A 15,961-nucleotide genomic window follows, 5' to 3' on the forward strand; every position below is an offset into this window, starting at 1 on the left:
CGGCCGCAGCGCGGGGCAATCCGTTGGTCGACCGCCGGTCGGCAGTCCTTTCGACGGGCGTACGAAAAAGGCCGCCGCTGGAGCGAGGGGATCCAGCGGCGGTCTTTTCCGGATGCCCCACAGACGCAGATCCCCCGTTTCAACGACGAAACGGGGGATCTGGCTCTTGTATGAGTGCTTTTTAGAAAGCGGCCTCGTCGAGCTCCATGATGTCGTTGTCCAGGGCCTCGATCACCTCGCGGGTGCTGGTCAGCAGCGGCAGGAAGTTCTTGGCGAAGAACGACGCCACCGCAACCTTGCCCTCGTAGTAGGCGCGCTCGTCCCCGGTGGCACCGGCGTCGAGAGCCTCCACCGCCACCGCGGCCTGGCGCTGCAACAGCCAGCCGATGACCAGGTCACCGACGCTCATCAGGAACCGCACCGAACCGAGGCCCACCTTGTAGAGGCTGGTGACGTCCTGCTGAGCGGCCATCAAGTAGCCGGTCATCGCGGCCGCCATGGCCTGGACGTCGGTGAGCGCCTTGGCCAGCAGCGCCCGTTCGGCCTTCAGCCGGCCGTTACCGGACTCGCTGTCGACGAACTCCTGGATCTGGCCCGATACGTGGGCCAGCGCGACACCCTTGTCCCGGACGATCTTGCGGAAGAAGAAGTCCTGCGCCTGGATGGCGGTGGTGCCCTCGTAGAGGGAGTCGATCTTGGCGTCCCGGATGTACTGCTCGATCGGGTAGTCCTGGAGGAAGCCGGAGCCACCGAGGGTCTGCAGACTCTCGGTGAGCTTGGCATAGGCCTGCTCGGAACCCACACCCTTGACGATCGGCAGCATGAGGTCGTTGACCTTGGCGGCCAGCTTGGCGTCCACGCCGTGCACCGCCTCGGCAACCGCCGCATCCTGGAACGTCGCAGTGTAGATGTAGAGCGCACGCAGACCCTCGGCGTACGCCTTCTGGGTCATCAGCGAGCGTCGCACGTCGGGGTGATGCGTGATGGTCACCCGCGGCGCGGTCTTGTCTGTCATCTGGGTAAGGTCGGCGCCCTGCACGCGCGACTTCGCATATTCCAGCGCGTTCAGGTAGCCCGTCGACAGCGTTGCGATGGCCTTGGTGCCGACCATCATGCGGGCCTGCTCGATGACTTCGAACATCTGTGCGATGCCGTTGTGCACCTCGCCGACCAGCCAGCCCTTGGCGGGCACACCGTGCTGGCCCAGCGACAGCTCACAGGTCGCCGACACCTTGAGACCCATCTTGTGTTCGACATTGGTGACGAAGACGCCATTACGCTCGCCCAACTCGCCGGTCTCGAAGTCGAACAGGAACTTCGGCACGAAAAACAGTGACAGCCCCTTGGTGCCCGGACCCGCACCCTCGGGGCGGGCCAACACCAGATGGAAGATGTTCTCGAACAGGTCACCGGAATCACCGGAGGTGATGAACCGCTTGACGCCGTCGATGTGCCACGAGCCGTCCTCCTGCTGAACGGCCTTGGTGCGTCCGGCGCCCACGTCCGAGCCCGCGTCCGGCTCGGTGAGCACCATCGTCGAGCCCCAGCCGCGCTCGGCAGCCAGCACGGCCCACTTCTTCTGCTCCTCGGTGCCCAGGTGGTAGAGGATGTTGGAGAAGCCGCCGCCGCTGGCATACATCCACACCGCCGGGTTGGCGCCCAGAAAGTGCTCGTGCAGCGCCCAGACCAACGCCTTGGGCATCGGCATCCCGCCCAGGGCCTCCTCGACACCGGCCTTGTCCCAGCCGCCGTCCATCACCGCGCGGACGGAATCCTTGAACGCCTCCGGCAGCGTCACCGAGTGCGTCTTCGGGTCGAATACCGGCGGGTTGCGGTCGCCCTCGATGAACGACGCGGCCACCGGTCCCTCAGCCAATCGGCTGACCTCGACCAGCATTTCCCGGGCGGTGTCGACGTCCAGGTCACTGAACTCGCCCTTGCCCAAAGCCTTGTCAACGCCCAACATCTCGAACAGGGTGAAAACCTGGTCGCGGACGTTGCTCTTGTAGTGGCTCACTACGGTCCTCCTCGTTGAGAATGCCACTTGCGGTTGGGTACTAGGTCTAAGTTACCCACCAGTAACACCGTTAAAATATATCGGCGACGTAGTTGTACGCAAGTAGATGTGAGCTATATTTCACGTGCGAACCAACCAACCGGTTGGATCCGCCGCGTCGGCATCCCCGGCAGGCCCTGCTACCTGCGACGATGATGCTCACTGTCGCGAACGGGTGTCGCGGCGTTACCGGTAGTGGATCTGCAGACCCCGACCGGTCACCGGCACAGCACCCGGCGTGAGGCCGCCCGGCAAACGGGGCTTCTGTGTGACCAGCCACCGCGTGTCCGAGAGCTCGTGGGCAGGATTCGCGGGGCGGCGCGGCGGCTGTCCGCAGTGCCGCAGGCGGACTACGACCCGGATGTGGCATCCCAGTACGGATACGTCCTCGATATCGCGCCGGGTAGTGTCGGCTGCGAGAAATCCGTCCTCGGCTCGAGGGGCGAATGAAGTCCGGTGAATTCGTACAGCAACCTCACACCGTCCTCACTGCGTGAGGCTTTCGGACACTTCCCGTCCGGGGTGGTGGCAATCGCCGCCGAAATCGACGGGATCCGAGAAGGCCTGGCCGCCAGCACCTTCGTTCCCGTCTCGCTGGACCCGCCGCTGGTGTCGTTTTGCGTGCAGAACATTTCCACGACGTGGCCCAAACTCAAGGTTGCCCCGATGCTGGGTATCAGTGTGCTGGGCGAAACTCATGACGAGGCGGCGCGCACCCTCGCCGCCAAGACCGGGGATCGGTTCGCCGGGCTCGAGACGGTGTCCAGCGACAGCGGCGCGGTCTTCGTCAAGGGCACCAGCCTGTGGCTGGAGAGCGCGATCGAGCAACTGATCCCGGCCGGGGATCACACCATCGTCGTCCTGCGGGTCAATCAGGTCACCGTGGATGCCGACGTCGCACCGATCGTTTTCCACCGCAGCGTCTTTCGTCGGCTCGGCGTCTGAGCGCCGGTCGGCCCACCGCGGTGACGGAGCCTGCGGTCAAGGGCGGCACCTGTGCGGCAGCCCGCTTCAGGCTGGCCGCTACGGGCGCTCGGCCAACTCATCCCGGAACCCCTGGATGCGGCCCTCGATTTCGGCCGCGTCTTCATGTCGTCCTTCTTTGTGCGCGAGTTCCGCGCGCACCGACAACTCCCTGATTGCGGTTCGAATGTCGTTAATGCTCTTGGTTTCCCGCATCATTCCTCCTGCCTTTCCGGCTGCGGACAGGCTTGACCCCACGTCACGCACATGGGAGGGGTACCCGATGCCGCTGTCGGCCTAACGGCCGGAGGTGAGTCCCCGAACTAGCTAGCGCCGGAACAGCTTGTTACCCAGCCAGACGACGGGGTCGTATTTGCGGTCGACCACGCGCTCCTTCATCGGGATCAGCGCATTGTCGGTGATCTTGATGTTTTCCGGGCACACCTCGGTGCAGCATTTGGTGATGTTGCAGTATCCCAGTCCGTGAGCTTCCTGGGCTTCCTTGCGCCGGTCGCGGGTGTCCAGCGGATGCATCTCTAGTTCGGCGATCCGCATCAAGAATCGCGGCCCGGCAAATGCTTGCTTGTTTTCCTCGTGGTCGCGGATGACGTGGCAGACGTTCTGGCACAGGAAGCACTCAATGCACTTGCGGAACTCCTGCGAGCGCTGGACATCGGCCTGCGCCATCCGGTACCCGCCCGGCTGCAGATCCTTCGGTGGCGCGAAAGACGGTATCTCGCGGGCTTTTTCGTAGTTAAACGAGACGTCGGTGACGAGATCGCGGATCACCGGGAAGGTGCGCAACGGCGTGACGGTGACCACCTCGTCCTCGGCGAACGTCGACATCCGGGTCATACACATCAATCGCGGCCTGCCGTTGATCTCCGCCGAGCACGATCCGCACTTGCCGGCCTTGCAGTTCCATCGCACCGCCAGGTCGGGCGTCTGGGTTTGCTGCAGACGGTGGATGACGTCGAGCACCACTTCGCCCTCGTTGACCTCGACGGTGAAGTCGCGGAGCTCGCCGCCGCTCTCGTCGCCACGCCACACTCGCAAGCACGCGTTGTAGCCCATTACGCTCTCCGTCCCGGATGGTCAGCCAACTCTTCGTCGGTGTAGTACTTCTCCAGCTCGGAAATCTCGAAGAGTTCCAGCAAGTCCGGTCGCATCGGCACCTGTGACTCCCGCGTGATGGTGATATGGGGACCGTCGCCGGTGTCGCCATCGCCCGCGGCGCGGCAGACCAGCAAGGTGTTGCGCCAGTTGGCGTCCATGCCGGGATGATCGTCACGGGTATGACCGCCCCGGCTTTCGCTGCGTTGCCGTGCGGCCCGGGCCACGCACTCGCTGACCAGCAGCATATTGCGCAGGTCGATGGCCAGGTTCCAGGCCGGGTTGTATTGACGATGCCCTTCTACCTGCACCTTCTGGTATCGCCTCCACAGCTCGTCCAGCAGTGTCAATGCCCGGGTGATCTCGTCTTCTTTGCGGATGATGCCGACCAGGTCGTTCATCACGTGCTGCAAATCCATCTGCAGTGCATACGGGTTCTCCGGCGCCGAACCGTCCGTCGGCCCCTCGAACGGCTTGAGCGCCTGCTTGGCGGCGGCGTCGACGGCCTCCGATGAAATCGTCGGACGGCTGCTCAGGGCCCGCACATAGTCGGCCGCACCCAAGCCCGCCCGCCGGCCGAAAACCAGCAGGTCCGACAGCGAGTTCCCGCCCAGCCGGTTGGAGCCGTGCATACCGCCTGAGCACTCGCCGGCGGCGAACAGCCCGGGAACCGTGGCCGCGCCGGTGTCGGCGTCCACCTCGACGCCGCCCATCACGTAGTGGCAGGTGGGCCCGACTTCCATCGGCTCCTTGGTGATGTCCACCCCGGCCAGCTCCATGAACTGGTGATACATCGACGGCAGCCGCCGTTTGATCTCCTCGGGCGTCAGCCGGGATGCGATGTCCAAGTAGACGCCGCCGTGCGGGGTGCCCCGGCCGGCTTTGACTTCGGAGTTGATCGCCCGCGCTACCTCATCGCGGGGCAGCAGGTCAGGGGTTCGGCGGGCCGAGTCGTTGTCCTTGAGCCACTGGTCGGCTTCTTGCTCGCTCTCGGCATACTGGCCTTTGAACACCGGCGGGATGTAGTCGAACATGAACCGCTTGCCCTCGGAGTTCTTCAGGACCCCGCCGTCGCCGCGCACACCCTCGGTGACCAGGATCCCCTTCACGCTGGGCGGCCACACCATGCCGGTCGGGTGGAACTGGACGAACTCCATGTTGATCAGCGACGCGCCGGCCCGCAGCGCCAGCGCGTGCCCGTCGCCGGTGTACTCCCAGGAGTTGGACGTCACCTTGAACGACTTGCCGATCCCGCCGGTGGCCAGCACCACCGCGGGTGCCTCGAACAGGATGAACCGGCCGCTTTCGCGCCAGTAGCCGAACGCTCCGGCGATCCGTTCTTCGTGCTCCGGACCGTCTTTGAGCAACTCGGTGATCGTGCATTCGGCGAACACCCTGATCCGCGCCTCGTAGTCGCCGAGTTCGGCGTAATCCTCCTGCTGCAGCGAGACGATCTTCTGCTGCATGGTGCGGATCAACTCCAAGCCGGTGCGGTCACCGACGTGGGCCAGCCGTGGGTAGGTGTGGCCGCCGAAGTTGCGCTGACTGATCTTGCCGTCTTTGAGGCGGTCGAACAGGGCGCCGTAGGTCTCCAGCTCCCAGACGCGGTCCGGCGCCTCCTTGGCATGCAGTTCGGCCATGCGCCAGTTGTTCAGGAACTTGCCGCCGCGCATGGTGTCGCCAAAATGGGTCTGCCAGTTGTCTTTCGGGTTGGTGTTGCCCATCGCGGCCGCGCAGCCGCCCTCGGCCATCACCGTGTGGGCCTTGCCGAACAGCGACTTGCACACCACCGCGACCTTCAAGCCGCGCTCACGTGCCTCGATGACCGCCCGCAACCCTGCGCCGCCGGCACCGATGACGACCACGTCGTAGGAGTGCCGTTCGACCTCAACCATGAAACCTCGCTAGCTTAAATTCTGACAATCTTGAAATGGCTTATTGGCCAATAAATCTCAAGTCAGTGATGGTTCCGGTAGCCACCAGCATGATGTAGAAGTCGGTCAGCGACAGCGTGCCCAGGGTGATCCACGCGAAGAGCATGTGCCGGGTGTTGAGCTTGCTGACCTGCGTCCAGATCCAATACCGGACCGGGTGTTTGGAGAAATGCTTGAGACGGCCGCCGGTCACGTGCCGGCATGAATGGCAGGAGACCGTGTAGGCCCACAGCAGCAGCACGTTGGTCACCAAAATGACGTTGCCCAAACCGAAGCCGAAACCGGACGGTGAATGGAAGGCCATGACCGCGTCGTAGGTGTTGATCACCGACACCACCACGGCAATGTAGAAGAAGTACCGGTGGCTGTTCTGGATGATCAGCGGAAGCCGGGTTTCGCCGGTGTAATGGGCCCGCGGCTCAGGTACCGCGCAACCGGTCGGTGACTGCCACACCGACCGGTAGTAGGCCTTGCGGTAGTAGTAGCAGGTCAGCCGGAAACCCAGTAGGAACGGTAATACCAGCATTCCCAACGGAATCCACCACGGGAAGTGCCCGAACCAGACGCCGAGGTGACTCGCGCCAGGCTCGCAGGACGCGCTGACGCACGGTGAGTAGAACGGCGTCAGGTAGTGGTATTTCTCGACCCAGTAGCCGCTACCCCAAAATGCCCGGGTGGTCGCATAGACGATGAACGCCAGGAATCCGATGTTGGTGACCAGCGGTGCCCACCACCAGGTGTCGGTGCGCAGGGTCCGTTCGGGGATTTGCGCCCGGGTGGTTGAGAAAACGCCGGTAGCAGGACGGTTCGCCGTGGGTGCGCTCATCTGGTGTGATCCTCTTCGAGTGGTATCTCGTCGAAGGGTACACAGATAGAGGGCCCTCTTTTCGGCGGGGTTTGGTTGTCAGTATCTACTGTGACCGCCGACACCTTCGTCGTCGACGTCGCGCCAGAAATCGCGGTCGTAGTCGGTGTCGGGGATGGCGATCTTCTCGCCGGAATACTGGGCATCGGCGCGATCCAGGTCCAACTCAGAAACATCGGTGTCGAGCAATTCGATGTCGGTGAGGATCCGGTCGGCGTCGATGACGATGCGGCGCATCGCCGGGTCGTCGCCGTATCGCGACTTCAACGAGGTCACGCATCGCCGCAGACCGCCGATGAGGTCGTGCAGTTCGGCGATTTCAGCAGAGGCGGACAACGTAACTCCCTGTATCTTCCTGGACGGCCTGTGTCTTCCTGGACGGCGAAGGTGTTTCGGATCACAATACGTCACCCGATGGTATCCGCACTCCGCTGCGATGCACAGGGCATCGCACCGCCAGCCGAGCCCAACCGGCGAGGTCGACCTTGGGCGCGGACCGGGCCCGGAACCGGCGGATCCGGCGGGGCCATTCACCCCGCCGGATCAGGTCGCCGGACTGACCGGTTACTTCGTGATCGCGATGCGCTGCGCCTGATTTCCCGCGTAGGCGCCGCTGACTCGCACCGTCAGGACGCCGGCGTCATACGACGCGGTGATGGCCTCCCCGGTGACGTGGGCGGGCAGCTGGAACGACCGGCGGAATGATCCGTAACGGATCTCTTTCAGGACGCGGCCGTCCGTGTTCTCCGCGTGTTCGTCGCGGTGTTCACCGTGGATGAGCAGGCGGCTCACCCCGTTCTTGAGCTCGACCTCGACGTTGACGTCGTTGTCGACGTCGACACCCGGTAGCTCCAGGCGGACCAGGGCGTCGTCGCCGTCTTTGAGGATCTCCGCGGCCGGGCTGAACCCGCTGGTCGCCGGCTTGTACCAGTCCGTCACCGCCGCAGGACCGAAGAAGTCACGCAACAAGCGGTCGGGGTCCCAGGCGCCCCACGCCGGACGTGACCACAATGCGAGATTGCTCATGGATATCTCCTTATGCTTCCTTGTGAGTTAGCTGTGCCCGGCGCTGTGCCGGGCCGGCTATCCCGTAGAACATGAGTCGCCGCCGCTAAAGTTCCACCTGGGCTTTCGCCGCTAGTGAACGCAATCACACAGGCTGTTCCCAGCTGTGAGCGCCATGTCATCGGGCTGTCACAGTGGGCGATTTTCCGGCAATTTTCCGCCTTTAACCTTCATGGCATGGCTTCAGCCGGAACTACTCGCGCGCGCGACGGGGAATCGCCCTGCCGACGGCACGTGATCGTGGTAGGGCACGGCATGGTGGGCCACCGCCTGGTGGAGGCACTGCGTGTCCGCGACACCGGCGGCTTATGGCGGATCACGGTGCTGGCCGAGGAGGCCGACGCTGCCTACGACCGGGTCGGGCTGACGTCCTACACCGAAAGCTGGGACCGCGGCCTGTTGGCATTGCCGGGCAATGACTATGCCGGCGACGATCGGGTGCGGTTGCTGCTCAACACCCGGGTGACCGAGATCGATCGGGCGACCAAGTCGGTCGTCACCGCCGACGGACAGCGTCACCGCTACGACGCTCTGGTGCTGTCCACCGGCTCCTATGCATTCGTCCCCCCGGTGCCCGGGCACGACCTGCCCGAATGCCATGTCTACCGCACGCTGGACGACCTCGACGCGATCCGCGCCGGCGCCCAACGCACACTGAACTCGGCTCACACCGGCGCCGGAGTGGTCATCGGTGGCGGCCTGCTGGGACTCGAAGCCGCCAATGCGCTGCGCCAATTCGGGTTGCAGCCGCACGTCGTCGAGATGATGCCGCGACTGATGGCCCAGCAGATCGACGAGGCCGGCGGCGCCCTGCTCGCTCGCATGATCACTGATCTCGGGATCGCCGTCCACGTTGGCACGGGCACTGAATCCATTGAGCCCGTTGAACACTCAGATGGTTCTGCGTCGGTGCGGGTGCAGCTTACCGACGGTGACAGCATCGATGCCGGGGTGGTGATCTTCGCCGCCGGTATCCGCCCGCGCGACGAGTTGGCGAGGGCGGCGGGTCTGGCGATCGCCGAACGTGGCGGCGTGCTCACCGACTTATCTTGCCGGACAAGTGATCCCGATATCTATGCGGTCGGGGAGGTGGCGGCAATTGAGGGGTGCTGCTACGGCCTGGTCGGACCGGGATACACCAGCGCCGAGGTGGTGGCGGACCGGCTGCTGGGCGGTGCTGCCGAGTTCCCGGAGGCGGATCTGTCGACAAAGCTCAAGCTGCTGGGCGTCGACGTCGCCAGCTTCGGCGATGCGATGGGCGCGACCGAGAACTGCCTCGAGGTCGTCATCAACGACGCGGTGAAGCGCACCTACGCCAAGCTGGTGCTCTCCGACGATGCCAAGACGCTGCTGGGCGGCGTGTTGGTGGGTGACGCCTCGTCGTACGGGGTGCTGCGGCCCATGGTCGGCAGCGAGTTGCCCGGGGATCCGCTGGCGCTGATCGCGCCGGCGGGATCCGGTGACGGGGCTGGTGCCTTGGGGGTTGGTGCGCTGCCGGATTCGGCGCAGATCTGCTCCTGCAACAACGTGACCAAGGGCGACCTGAAGTGCGCGATCGCCGATGGCTGCGCCGACGTGCCGGCCCTCAAGGCGTGCACCGCGGCCGGCACCTCGTGCGGGTCGTGCGTGCCGCTGCTGAAGCAACTGCTGGAAGCCGAGGGTGTAGAGCAGTCCAAGGCGCTGTGCGAGCACTTCAGCCAGTCGCGGGCTGAGCTTTTCGAGATCATTTCGGCTACCGAGCTCCGGACCTTCTCCGGTCTGTTGGAGCGCTTCGGCCGCGGAAAAGGTTGCGATATCTGCAAACCCGTGGTCGCCTCCATCCTGGCGTCCACCGGCTCCGACCACATCCTGGACGGCGAGCAGGCCGCGCTGCAGGATTCCAACGACCACTTCCTGGCCAACATCCAGAAGAACGGCAGCTACTCGGTGGTGCCCCGGGTCCCCGGTGGCGACATCAAGCCCGAGCACCTGATATTGATCGGCCAGATCGCCCAGGAATTCGGGCTGTACACCAAGATCACCGGCGGGCAGCGGATCGACCTGTTCGGTGCCCGGGTTGACCAGCTTCCGGAAATCTGGAAGCGGTTGGTGGATGCGGGCATGGAGTCCGGCCACGCGTACGGCAAGGCACTGCGCACGGTGAAAAGCTGCGTGGGCAGCGACTGGTGTCGTTACGGGCAACAGGATTCGGTGCAGTTGGCCATCGATCTGGAATTGCGCTACCGCGGCCTGCGCGCACCGCACAAGATCAAGCTGGGCGTTTCGGGCTGCGCGCGGGAATGTGCTGAGGCGCGCGGCAAGGACGTGGGCGTCATCGCCACCGAAAAAGGCTGGAACCTTTATGTGGGCGGCAACGGGGGCATGACTCCCAAGCATGCCCAGCTGTTGGCCAGCGACCTCGACACCGAGACGCTGGTCCGCTACATCGACCGGTTCCTCATGTACTACATCCGCACGGCCGACCGGCTGCAACGCACCGCGCCGTGGGTGGAATCGCTTGGGCTCGACCATGTGCGCGAGGTCGTCTGCGACGACTCGCTCGGCTTGGCCGAGGAATTCGAGGCCGCAATGGAGCGGCATGTTGCCAACTACAAGTGCGAATGGAAGGGCGTGCTGGAGGATCCGGACAAGCTGTCACGGTTCGTCTCCTTCGTCAACGCCCCCGACGCGGTCGATTCGACCGTGACGTTCACCGAGCGTGCCGGGCGTAAAGTGCCTGTGCCCATTGGCATGCCGCGGATGCGCTCATAGTCAGGGAGGGAATCATGACACTTATCAACGACATTCAGGTGTGGACCACCGCGTGTGCGTACGACCACCTCATTCCCGGCCGTGGTGTCGGTGTGCTGCTCGACGACGGGAGCCAGGCGGCGCTGTTCCGGCTGGACGACGGCTCGGTGCGCGCGGTGGGCAACGTGGACCCGTTCTCCGGCGCGGCCGTGCTGTCCCGCGGAATCGTCGGAGATCGCGGCGGACGGGTCACGGTCCAATCACCGATTCTCAAGCAGGCTTTCGCGCTCGACGACGGTAGCTGCCTGGACGATCCGCGGGTGTCGGTACCGGTTTACCCGGCGCGCGTCACACCCGAGGGCCACATCCAGGTCGCGCGGATCGCAGCCTGACCGCGCCGACCGCCGGCCCATCAGGCCGAGCAGCGGACTAGCCGCGGCTGATATCGCCTACGAGGTAGCGCTGCATCGTCGGGCCGATGGCGTCGACAAGGGCCTCCACCGACATGGAATGCAGCGGCTCCGAGCGCACCCCGTAGCGCATGATGCCCAGGCCCACCAGCTGCGAAGCGCATAACGAGGCCCGGACCGCGATCTTGTCGACCCCCAGCATCTTCAGCAGCGGGTTGAAGACCGGCCCGATAAACATCGCCTGCACGATTTCGGCGGTCTTGGCCAGGCCCGTGGATGCGATGGCGCTGGCCGCAAACGGGCCGCCGCCTGCGGCGTCCCAGGTGGTAATCAGCATGTAAAGCGTTCGGCGGCCGACCTGGTTGACGCTTCCGGTGACAATTTTGTCGATGAATTCCGGTGTGCTGAACGGCAGCCGCAGCATCTTGGCTACCGGGTCGAGGAGCCCGCGTGAGGGCTCCTGGTGATGGGCCATGGTGCCAGGATTGCGCGGATGTGATCAAAGATCAAGCGTCCGTGACACCGGCGTGCCCTTCCGGCACAGCCGTGCCGGCAAAGAACTTGTCTTCCACCTAGTTCGGCATGCGTTGCATTCGCCGGCTGCCCCATCGACACCGGATGGCACTGCGGAATCGTCCAGCGATCAACCGCGCCAATCCTGGATGCTCGCCCAGCGGCGGCGTCACCAGATCGGCGCCGCAGGCGCGTAGTCGTTCTTGAAACAGACCTTCGGCCAGCAGATAAGAGACGACCACGACGCGGCGCGCACCGCTTCGGCGGGCGTCGGCAACTGCCGTGCATGCATCCGGACCGCCGGTGGCCGCGAACGCCAGCTCCACGTGGGATCCGGTAAGCGTCGACAGGAACGTCCGAGCGGTGTGCAGGTCGGCGTGCGCTCGGTGGTCCGATGTTCCCGCCGCCGCCAAGATCACCGAATCGGTTCGACGCCAACCGGATTTCACTAGCTGGTGGGCCAGGATTCTGGTGATCTCCCGGCTGGGTCCCAATGCCGGGGTGACGGTGACGGCCGGATGGCCGCTGGCTGTGACGTGAGCCGGCAGGTCGGTTCGGACGTGGTATCCGCGAGACAGGAAGGCGGGCACCAGGATTGCGTGTTGGGCCGATACCGCTGCGGGGGACAATGCGGAGAGCACTTCGCGGGGGGTGGGTCCCAGCACGTCGACAAACGCAACGTGCACGGTCTGGTCGACCAATGCGCTTACCCGTGCGGCAAGGTCGCCGATCATGGCGACACCGGCCGGTCTGCGGGTGCCGTGTGCCGTGAGGATCAGACTCATTCGTCGTCCTGCGTGTCGACGGCCAGCCGGTAGCCGCGTTTGACCACCGTTGCAATGATGTTCTTGTCGCCCAGTGCCGTTCGCAGCCGCAGCACGGCGGTGTCGACGGCATGGGTGTCGTCGCCGTTGCCGGGTAACACGGCGAGCAGTTCGTCGCGCCCGACGACGTCGCCGGGGCGTCGGGCCAGCGCTCGCAGAATCGCCATTCCCGATGCCGGCAGCGTCTTGATGGAATCGTCGACCAACACGCAGGTCCCGCGGATATCGACGACGTGCCCCGCGGCGGTGAGGGTGCACGATCCGAGCCGTGGCAATTCCTCGGCGATATGCCGGGCCAAGGCTCCCAATCGCATTCGTTCCGGAGCCGACGTGGGGATGCCTTTTCGGGTCAAGGGGCGCGATGTGACCGGGCCCACGCACATCGCGTGCACATCGTTGCGCAGCGCCGCCAATAGCTGCTCCTCGATACCCAACTGGCGGCCCCGCTCCAGTACCGCCGCCGCGGCTGGTGCCGAGGTGAAACTGACCGCGTCGAACTGTCGTCGGCCAATGCCGGCGACCAACTGGTCGAACTCGCCACCCAATGGTGTTGGCTTCCAGCGGTATACCCGGATAGGCACCACTTCGGCACCCGCCGAGCGCAACCCGCCGACAAACTCCGGGAACGGGTCCCAATCGTCGGTGGCGCCATGCAGTTGGACGGCGATTCGCTTCCCGGATACGCCGGATCGCAGCAGGTAGTCCAAGACCTCCAGCGACGACTCCGAGTCCGGGGACCATTCCTCGCGTAACCCGGCGGCGCGCAACTCCCCGGTGGCTTTCGGCCCGCGAGATATGACCCGGGCCGCAGACAGCACCCCGACCAGCCCACCGGCCAGCCCCCACCCCTCGGCGGCGGCTATCCAGCCCCGAACGCCGATGCCGGTATGCGCCACCAGTATGTCCGGCGGATCGGCAATCAACGCCTGGGTGTTGCGGTAGAGTTCGTCGTCGTCGGGCAGCGCGATCATCGAGATCGCCGGGGCACTGCATACCTCGGCACCCTGACGGCGCAGCAACGCGCACAGCTCGTCGGCGCGGCGAGCCGATGTCACTGCAATGCGGAAGCCCCGCAGTGGCTCAGAGTTCCGCTGGGCCATATCAACTGTCTAAGCGTCGTAAATTGCGGCGGCGTTACAAGGCAATTGCCTGGGCATTGCCCATGGTTGAGGCGGTGCTCACACCCGCGCGAGCTGGACTGGGGCCTTCGCCTCGTGGACCTTGGTTTCCGAAACCGGCCGGCGTACATACATCATCCAGGTCAGGATCGCGGCAACGACGTAGGACGCCAGGAACGCCCAGTACGCGGACGTCTCGGTGCCGCTCCTGAGGTAGGACTCACGCAGCGCCAGGTTGATGCCCACGCCGCCGAGTGCGCCGACTGCCGAACAGATTCCGATGAGCGCTCCCGACATGGCACGCGCCCAGTGGCGGCGTTCGGCGTCGGTGACCAGCAGTGACCTGCTGCGTGCCTCGAACACCGACGGAATCAGTTTGAACACCGACCCATTACCCATTCCGGACAAGATGAACAGCGCCATAAATCCGATGATCCCGACGACCTCCACGGCGTAGCCCACCATGGTGGTGGTTGTCGCCGCGGCATAGTCGGTGTAAGTGCTGATGCCGACCAGCATCCCGGCGGCCACGATCATGCCGGCCAGCACGCCGAGCGTGACGCGACCGCCGCCGAGGCGATCGGCCAAGCGTCCGCCGTATATCCGGGCAAGGGAGCCCAATAATGGTCCGACGAAGGCGATTTGGGCGGCGTGCAGTGACGCATGCTTCGCGGTTTCGCCGTTGGCCGTGAAATTGACCTCCAAGACCTGCCCGAACGCGAACGAGAACCCGATCCACGAGCCGAACGTACAAACGTAGAGCAGCGAAATCACCCAGGTGTCGCGGTCGAACAGGATCGACCGCATGTGGTTGATCTCGATGCGGTGCTCGAGATTGTCCATGAACACCGCCGCCATGATGCCCACGACCGCCAGCAGCACAAGGTACGTGGCACACACCCAGTACGGTGCCTCGTGGCCCGCTGTGGCCAGCACCAACAGGCCGACAAGTTGGATCACTGCGACCCCGAGGTTGCCGACACCGGCGTTGACGGCCAGCGCCGCACCCTTGAGCCGTTGCGGGTAGAACGCATTGACATTGGCCAGCGAGGCCGCGTAGTTGCCGCCGCCCAGCCCGGTCAGCGCCGCGCACACCACATACGGCCACAGCGGCAGTCCGGGGTTGGCCAGCAGCACGATGGTGCCGGCGGTCGGAATCAGCAGCACGAATGCCGAGAACGTCGTCCAGATGCGGCCGCCGAACTTCGCGATACCCAAGGTGTATGGGATACGCACGCAGCCACCGACCAGCGTGGCGACCGCGCCGAGCAGCAGCTTGTCGCCGGCGGAAAAGCCGTAGACCGATGCCGGCATGAATAACACCATCACCGACCACAGGGACCATATCGAGAAGGCCACATGGTCGCCGGCCATCGTGCACAGCAGATTGCGCCGCGCGATCTTTTTGTTACCGGCTTCCCAGGCCGCGATGTCTTCCGGATTCCAGTCCGGGAGGCAATGGTTGCGGCCCATACGGTCTTCACCTTTCGTGCGCGGCGTTCTGTCCCGAACAGACGTCACGAGCGCAGCATCCTTAACGGAGTGCACTCAGATCCCCCGTCGAGCCATCCCACCGCAACTCATCGTCGGCGGGATGCAGGCAGCCCGCGGTCACCAGGCATGTGTCGCAGTCCTTTCGATGCTCACATCGAGTATGGAAGTGAGTCAACCTGGTGAGCGCGATATCGCCTGAAAGTTGAATTCCAGTTGTCTGGAAGCTTCCTGGCAGGCGCCTTGAGTTGCGCATCGAATGTGCTGCGGGTCATCGGCGTTCACTGTGTGTTCGAGCAGCAGACGTTGGCGCACAATGGAACTACGTGTCGATTACCAGACGTCGCCCGCGCGCCAATCGCACATCAGTCCCGCCGATGTGTCCAGAGTGACCTCGACCGGCAGGACGAATACGGCGCCGTCGTCGTCGGGAGTGCGCACCGGGCCGGTGGGCGCCAGCACCGACGTCGGGCCGAGCCAAGGCAACCAACCCCGCGACGCGTACAGCCTGCGGGCTCGAGCCGAGGAGCTGAGCGCGCCGAGTTGATAGGCGCCACGTATCACCTGCTCGCTGGCGTCCAAGAGCGCCCCCACCAGCCCTTGGCCGCGCCAATCTTCACGTACTGCAACGCCTTCGATGTAACCGCAGCGTAACGCGCCGCCATGGTAGATCAGCCGCCGTTGCACCACCGCGGCATGCGCGATGATCGCGCCGTGGTGCCAGATCAGAGCATGCATCCCGCCCAGGGCATGTTCCCAGTCGTCTTCGGTGAAGTCGCCGGCAAAGGCTTCGGCCACCATCTGATGGATGCGCTGGCGTGTCTCGCCGTCCAGATCGGCGGTGTGCACCAAGCGTGCGGTGTGGACCTGGGCGTGCAC

15 protein-coding genes are annotated in these 15,961 nt (G+C 64.8%); 3 read left to right on the forward strand and 12 right to left on the reverse strand.

Going from position 1 to position 15,961, the window contains the following annotated elements:
• Window positions 1–181: 181 nt before the first annotated feature.
• Window positions 182–2,017 carry an acyl-CoA dehydrogenase gene (locus EET10_RS01835; protein WP_036399083.1) on the reverse strand — a complete coding sequence of 612 codons (1,836 nt, stop codon included), beginning with the start codon at window positions 2,015–2,017 and terminating at the stop codon, window positions 182–184.
• A gap of 495 nt (window positions 2,018–2,512) precedes the next feature.
• Here EET10_RS01835 and EET10_RS01845 point away from each other — a divergent pair, with 495 nt between their 5' ends.
• Window positions 2,513–3,001: a flavin reductase family protein gene (locus EET10_RS01845; protein ID WP_036399079.1), complete on the forward strand. Its 489-nt coding sequence runs from the start codon at window positions 2,513–2,515 to the stop codon at window positions 2,999–3,001.
• Window positions 3,002–3,079: 78 nt separating this feature from the next.
• On the opposite strand, the gene EET10_RS29435 is transcribed toward EET10_RS01845, so the two are convergent.
• From EET10_RS29435 to EET10_RS01870, 6 genes are all read right to left on the reverse strand, one after another.
• Entirely contained in the window at window positions 3,080–3,235 is a 156-nt protein-coding gene (locus EET10_RS29435) for a hypothetical protein (RefSeq protein ID WP_167470566.1), read from the reverse strand.
• Between the two features lie 111 nt (window positions 3,236–3,346).
• Window positions 3,347–4,093, reverse strand: a complete 747-nt coding sequence (locus EET10_RS01850) for a succinate dehydrogenase/fumarate reductase iron-sulfur subunit (RefSeq protein ID WP_036399078.1) — start codon at window positions 4,091–4,093, stop codon at window positions 3,347–3,349.
• On the reverse strand, window positions 4,093–6,027 hold the full coding sequence (locus EET10_RS01855) for a fumarate reductase/succinate dehydrogenase flavoprotein subunit (RefSeq protein ID WP_036399077.1): 1,935 nt from the start codon (window positions 6,025–6,027) through the stop codon (window positions 4,093–4,095). The genes EET10_RS01850 and EET10_RS01855 overlap by 1 nt, the downstream gene beginning before the upstream one ends.
• Before the next feature lie 40 nt (window positions 6,028–6,067).
• On the reverse strand, window positions 6,068–6,892 hold the full coding sequence (locus tag EET10_RS01860) for a hypothetical protein (protein WP_036399075.1): 825 nt from the start codon (window positions 6,890–6,892) through the stop codon (window positions 6,068–6,070).
• A gap of 78 nt (window positions 6,893–6,970) precedes the next feature.
• Window positions 6,971–7,267, reverse strand: a complete 297-nt coding sequence (locus EET10_RS01865) for a hypothetical protein (RefSeq protein ID WP_036399072.1) — start codon at window positions 7,265–7,267, stop codon at window positions 6,971–6,973.
• Window positions 7,268–7,495: 228 nt separating this feature from the next.
• A complete protein-coding gene (locus tag EET10_RS01870; protein ID WP_036399070.1) occupies window positions 7,496–7,957 on the reverse strand; it encodes an Hsp20/alpha crystallin family protein in 462 nt (153 codons plus the stop codon).
• A 216-nt stretch (window positions 7,958–8,173) separates the two neighbouring features.
• Here EET10_RS01870 and nirB point away from each other — a divergent pair, with 216 nt between their 5' ends.
• Both nirB and nirD read left to right on the forward strand, forming a co-directional pair.
• Entirely contained in the window at window positions 8,174–10,747 is a 2,574-nt protein-coding gene (gene nirB, locus EET10_RS01875; protein WP_122502722.1) for a nitrite reductase large subunit NirB, read from the forward strand.
• Between the two features lie 14 nt (window positions 10,748–10,761).
• A complete protein-coding gene (nirD, locus tag EET10_RS01880) occupies window positions 10,762–11,118 on the forward strand; it encodes a nitrite reductase small subunit NirD (protein WP_036399068.1) in 357 nt (118 codons plus the stop codon).
• 37 nt (window positions 11,119–11,155) lie between these two features.
• Here the strand turns inward: nirD and EET10_RS01885 are convergent, their stop codons facing one another.
• From EET10_RS01885 to EET10_RS01905, 5 genes are all read right to left on the reverse strand, one after another.
• Entirely contained in the window at window positions 11,156–11,611 is a 456-nt protein-coding gene (locus EET10_RS01885) for a TetR/AcrR family transcriptional regulator (RefSeq protein WP_023369818.1), read from the reverse strand.
• A 97-nt stretch (window positions 11,612–11,708) separates the two neighbouring features.
• Entirely contained in the window at window positions 11,709–12,434 is a 726-nt protein-coding gene (locus tag EET10_RS01890) for a sirohydrochlorin chelatase (protein ID WP_051490242.1), read from the reverse strand.
• A complete protein-coding gene (locus tag EET10_RS01895) occupies window positions 12,431–13,573 on the reverse strand; it encodes a uroporphyrinogen-III synthase (protein WP_036399063.1) in 1,143 nt (380 codons plus the stop codon). Before EET10_RS01895 ends, EET10_RS01890 begins: the two co-directional genes overlap by 4 nt.
• A 78-nt stretch (window positions 13,574–13,651) precedes the next feature.
• A complete protein-coding gene (locus tag EET10_RS01900) occupies window positions 13,652–15,064 on the reverse strand; it encodes an MFS transporter (RefSeq protein ID WP_122501851.1) in 1,413 nt (470 codons plus the stop codon).
• Between the two features lie 351 nt (window positions 15,065–15,415).
• Window positions 15,416–15,961 carry a GNAT family N-acetyltransferase gene (locus tag EET10_RS01905; RefSeq protein ID WP_036399059.1) on the reverse strand — a complete coding sequence of 182 codons (546 nt, stop codon included), beginning with the start codon at window positions 15,959–15,961 and terminating at the stop codon, window positions 15,416–15,418.

The sequence above is a fragment of the Mycobacterium pseudokansasii genome, from assembly GCF_900566075.1.
Lineage (GTDB): Bacteria > Actinomycetota > Actinomycetes > Mycobacteriales > Mycobacteriaceae > Mycobacterium > Mycobacterium pseudokansasii.

Excerpts from the sequence above, each read along its gene's own strand:
- EET10_RS29435 (WP_167470566.1), bottom strand. The coding sequence starts at position 3,235 with ATGCGGGAAACCAAGAGCATTAACGACATTCGAACCGCAATCAGGGAG.
- EET10_RS01870 (WP_036399070.1), bottom strand. The coding sequence starts at position 7,957 with ATGAGCAATCTCGCATTGTGGTCACGTCCGGCGTGGGGCGCCTGGGAC.
- EET10_RS01885 (WP_023369818.1), bottom strand. The coding sequence starts at position 11,611 with ATGGCCCATCACCAGGAGCCCTCACGCGGGCTCCTCGACCCGGTAGCC.
- EET10_RS01900 (WP_122501851.1), bottom strand. The coding sequence starts at position 15,064 with ATGGGCCGCAACCATTGCCTCCCGGACTGGAATCCGGAAGACATCGCG.
- EET10_RS01890 (WP_051490242.1), bottom strand. The coding sequence starts at position 12,434 with ATGAGTCTGATCCTCACGGCACACGGCACCCGCAGACCGGCCGGTGTC.
- nirD (WP_036399068.1), top strand. The coding sequence starts at position 10,762 with ATGACACTTATCAACGACATTCAGGTGTGGACCACCGCGTGTGCGTAC.
- EET10_RS01850 (WP_036399078.1), bottom strand. The coding sequence starts at position 4,093 with ATGGGCTACAACGCGTGCTTGCGAGTGTGGCGTGGCGACGAGAGCGGC.
- nirB (WP_122502722.1), top strand. The coding sequence starts at position 8,174 with ATGGCTTCAGCCGGAACTACTCGCGCGCGCGACGGGGAATCGCCCTGC.
- EET10_RS01855 (WP_036399077.1), bottom strand. The coding sequence starts at position 6,027 with ATGGTTGAGGTCGAACGGCACTCCTACGACGTGGTCGTCATCGGTGCC.
- EET10_RS01860 (WP_036399075.1), bottom strand. The coding sequence starts at position 6,892 with ATGAGCGCACCCACGGCGAACCGTCCTGCTACCGGCGTTTTCTCAACC.
- EET10_RS01895 (WP_036399063.1), bottom strand. The coding sequence starts at position 13,573 with ATGGCCCAGCGGAACTCTGAGCCACTGCGGGGCTTCCGCATTGCAGTG.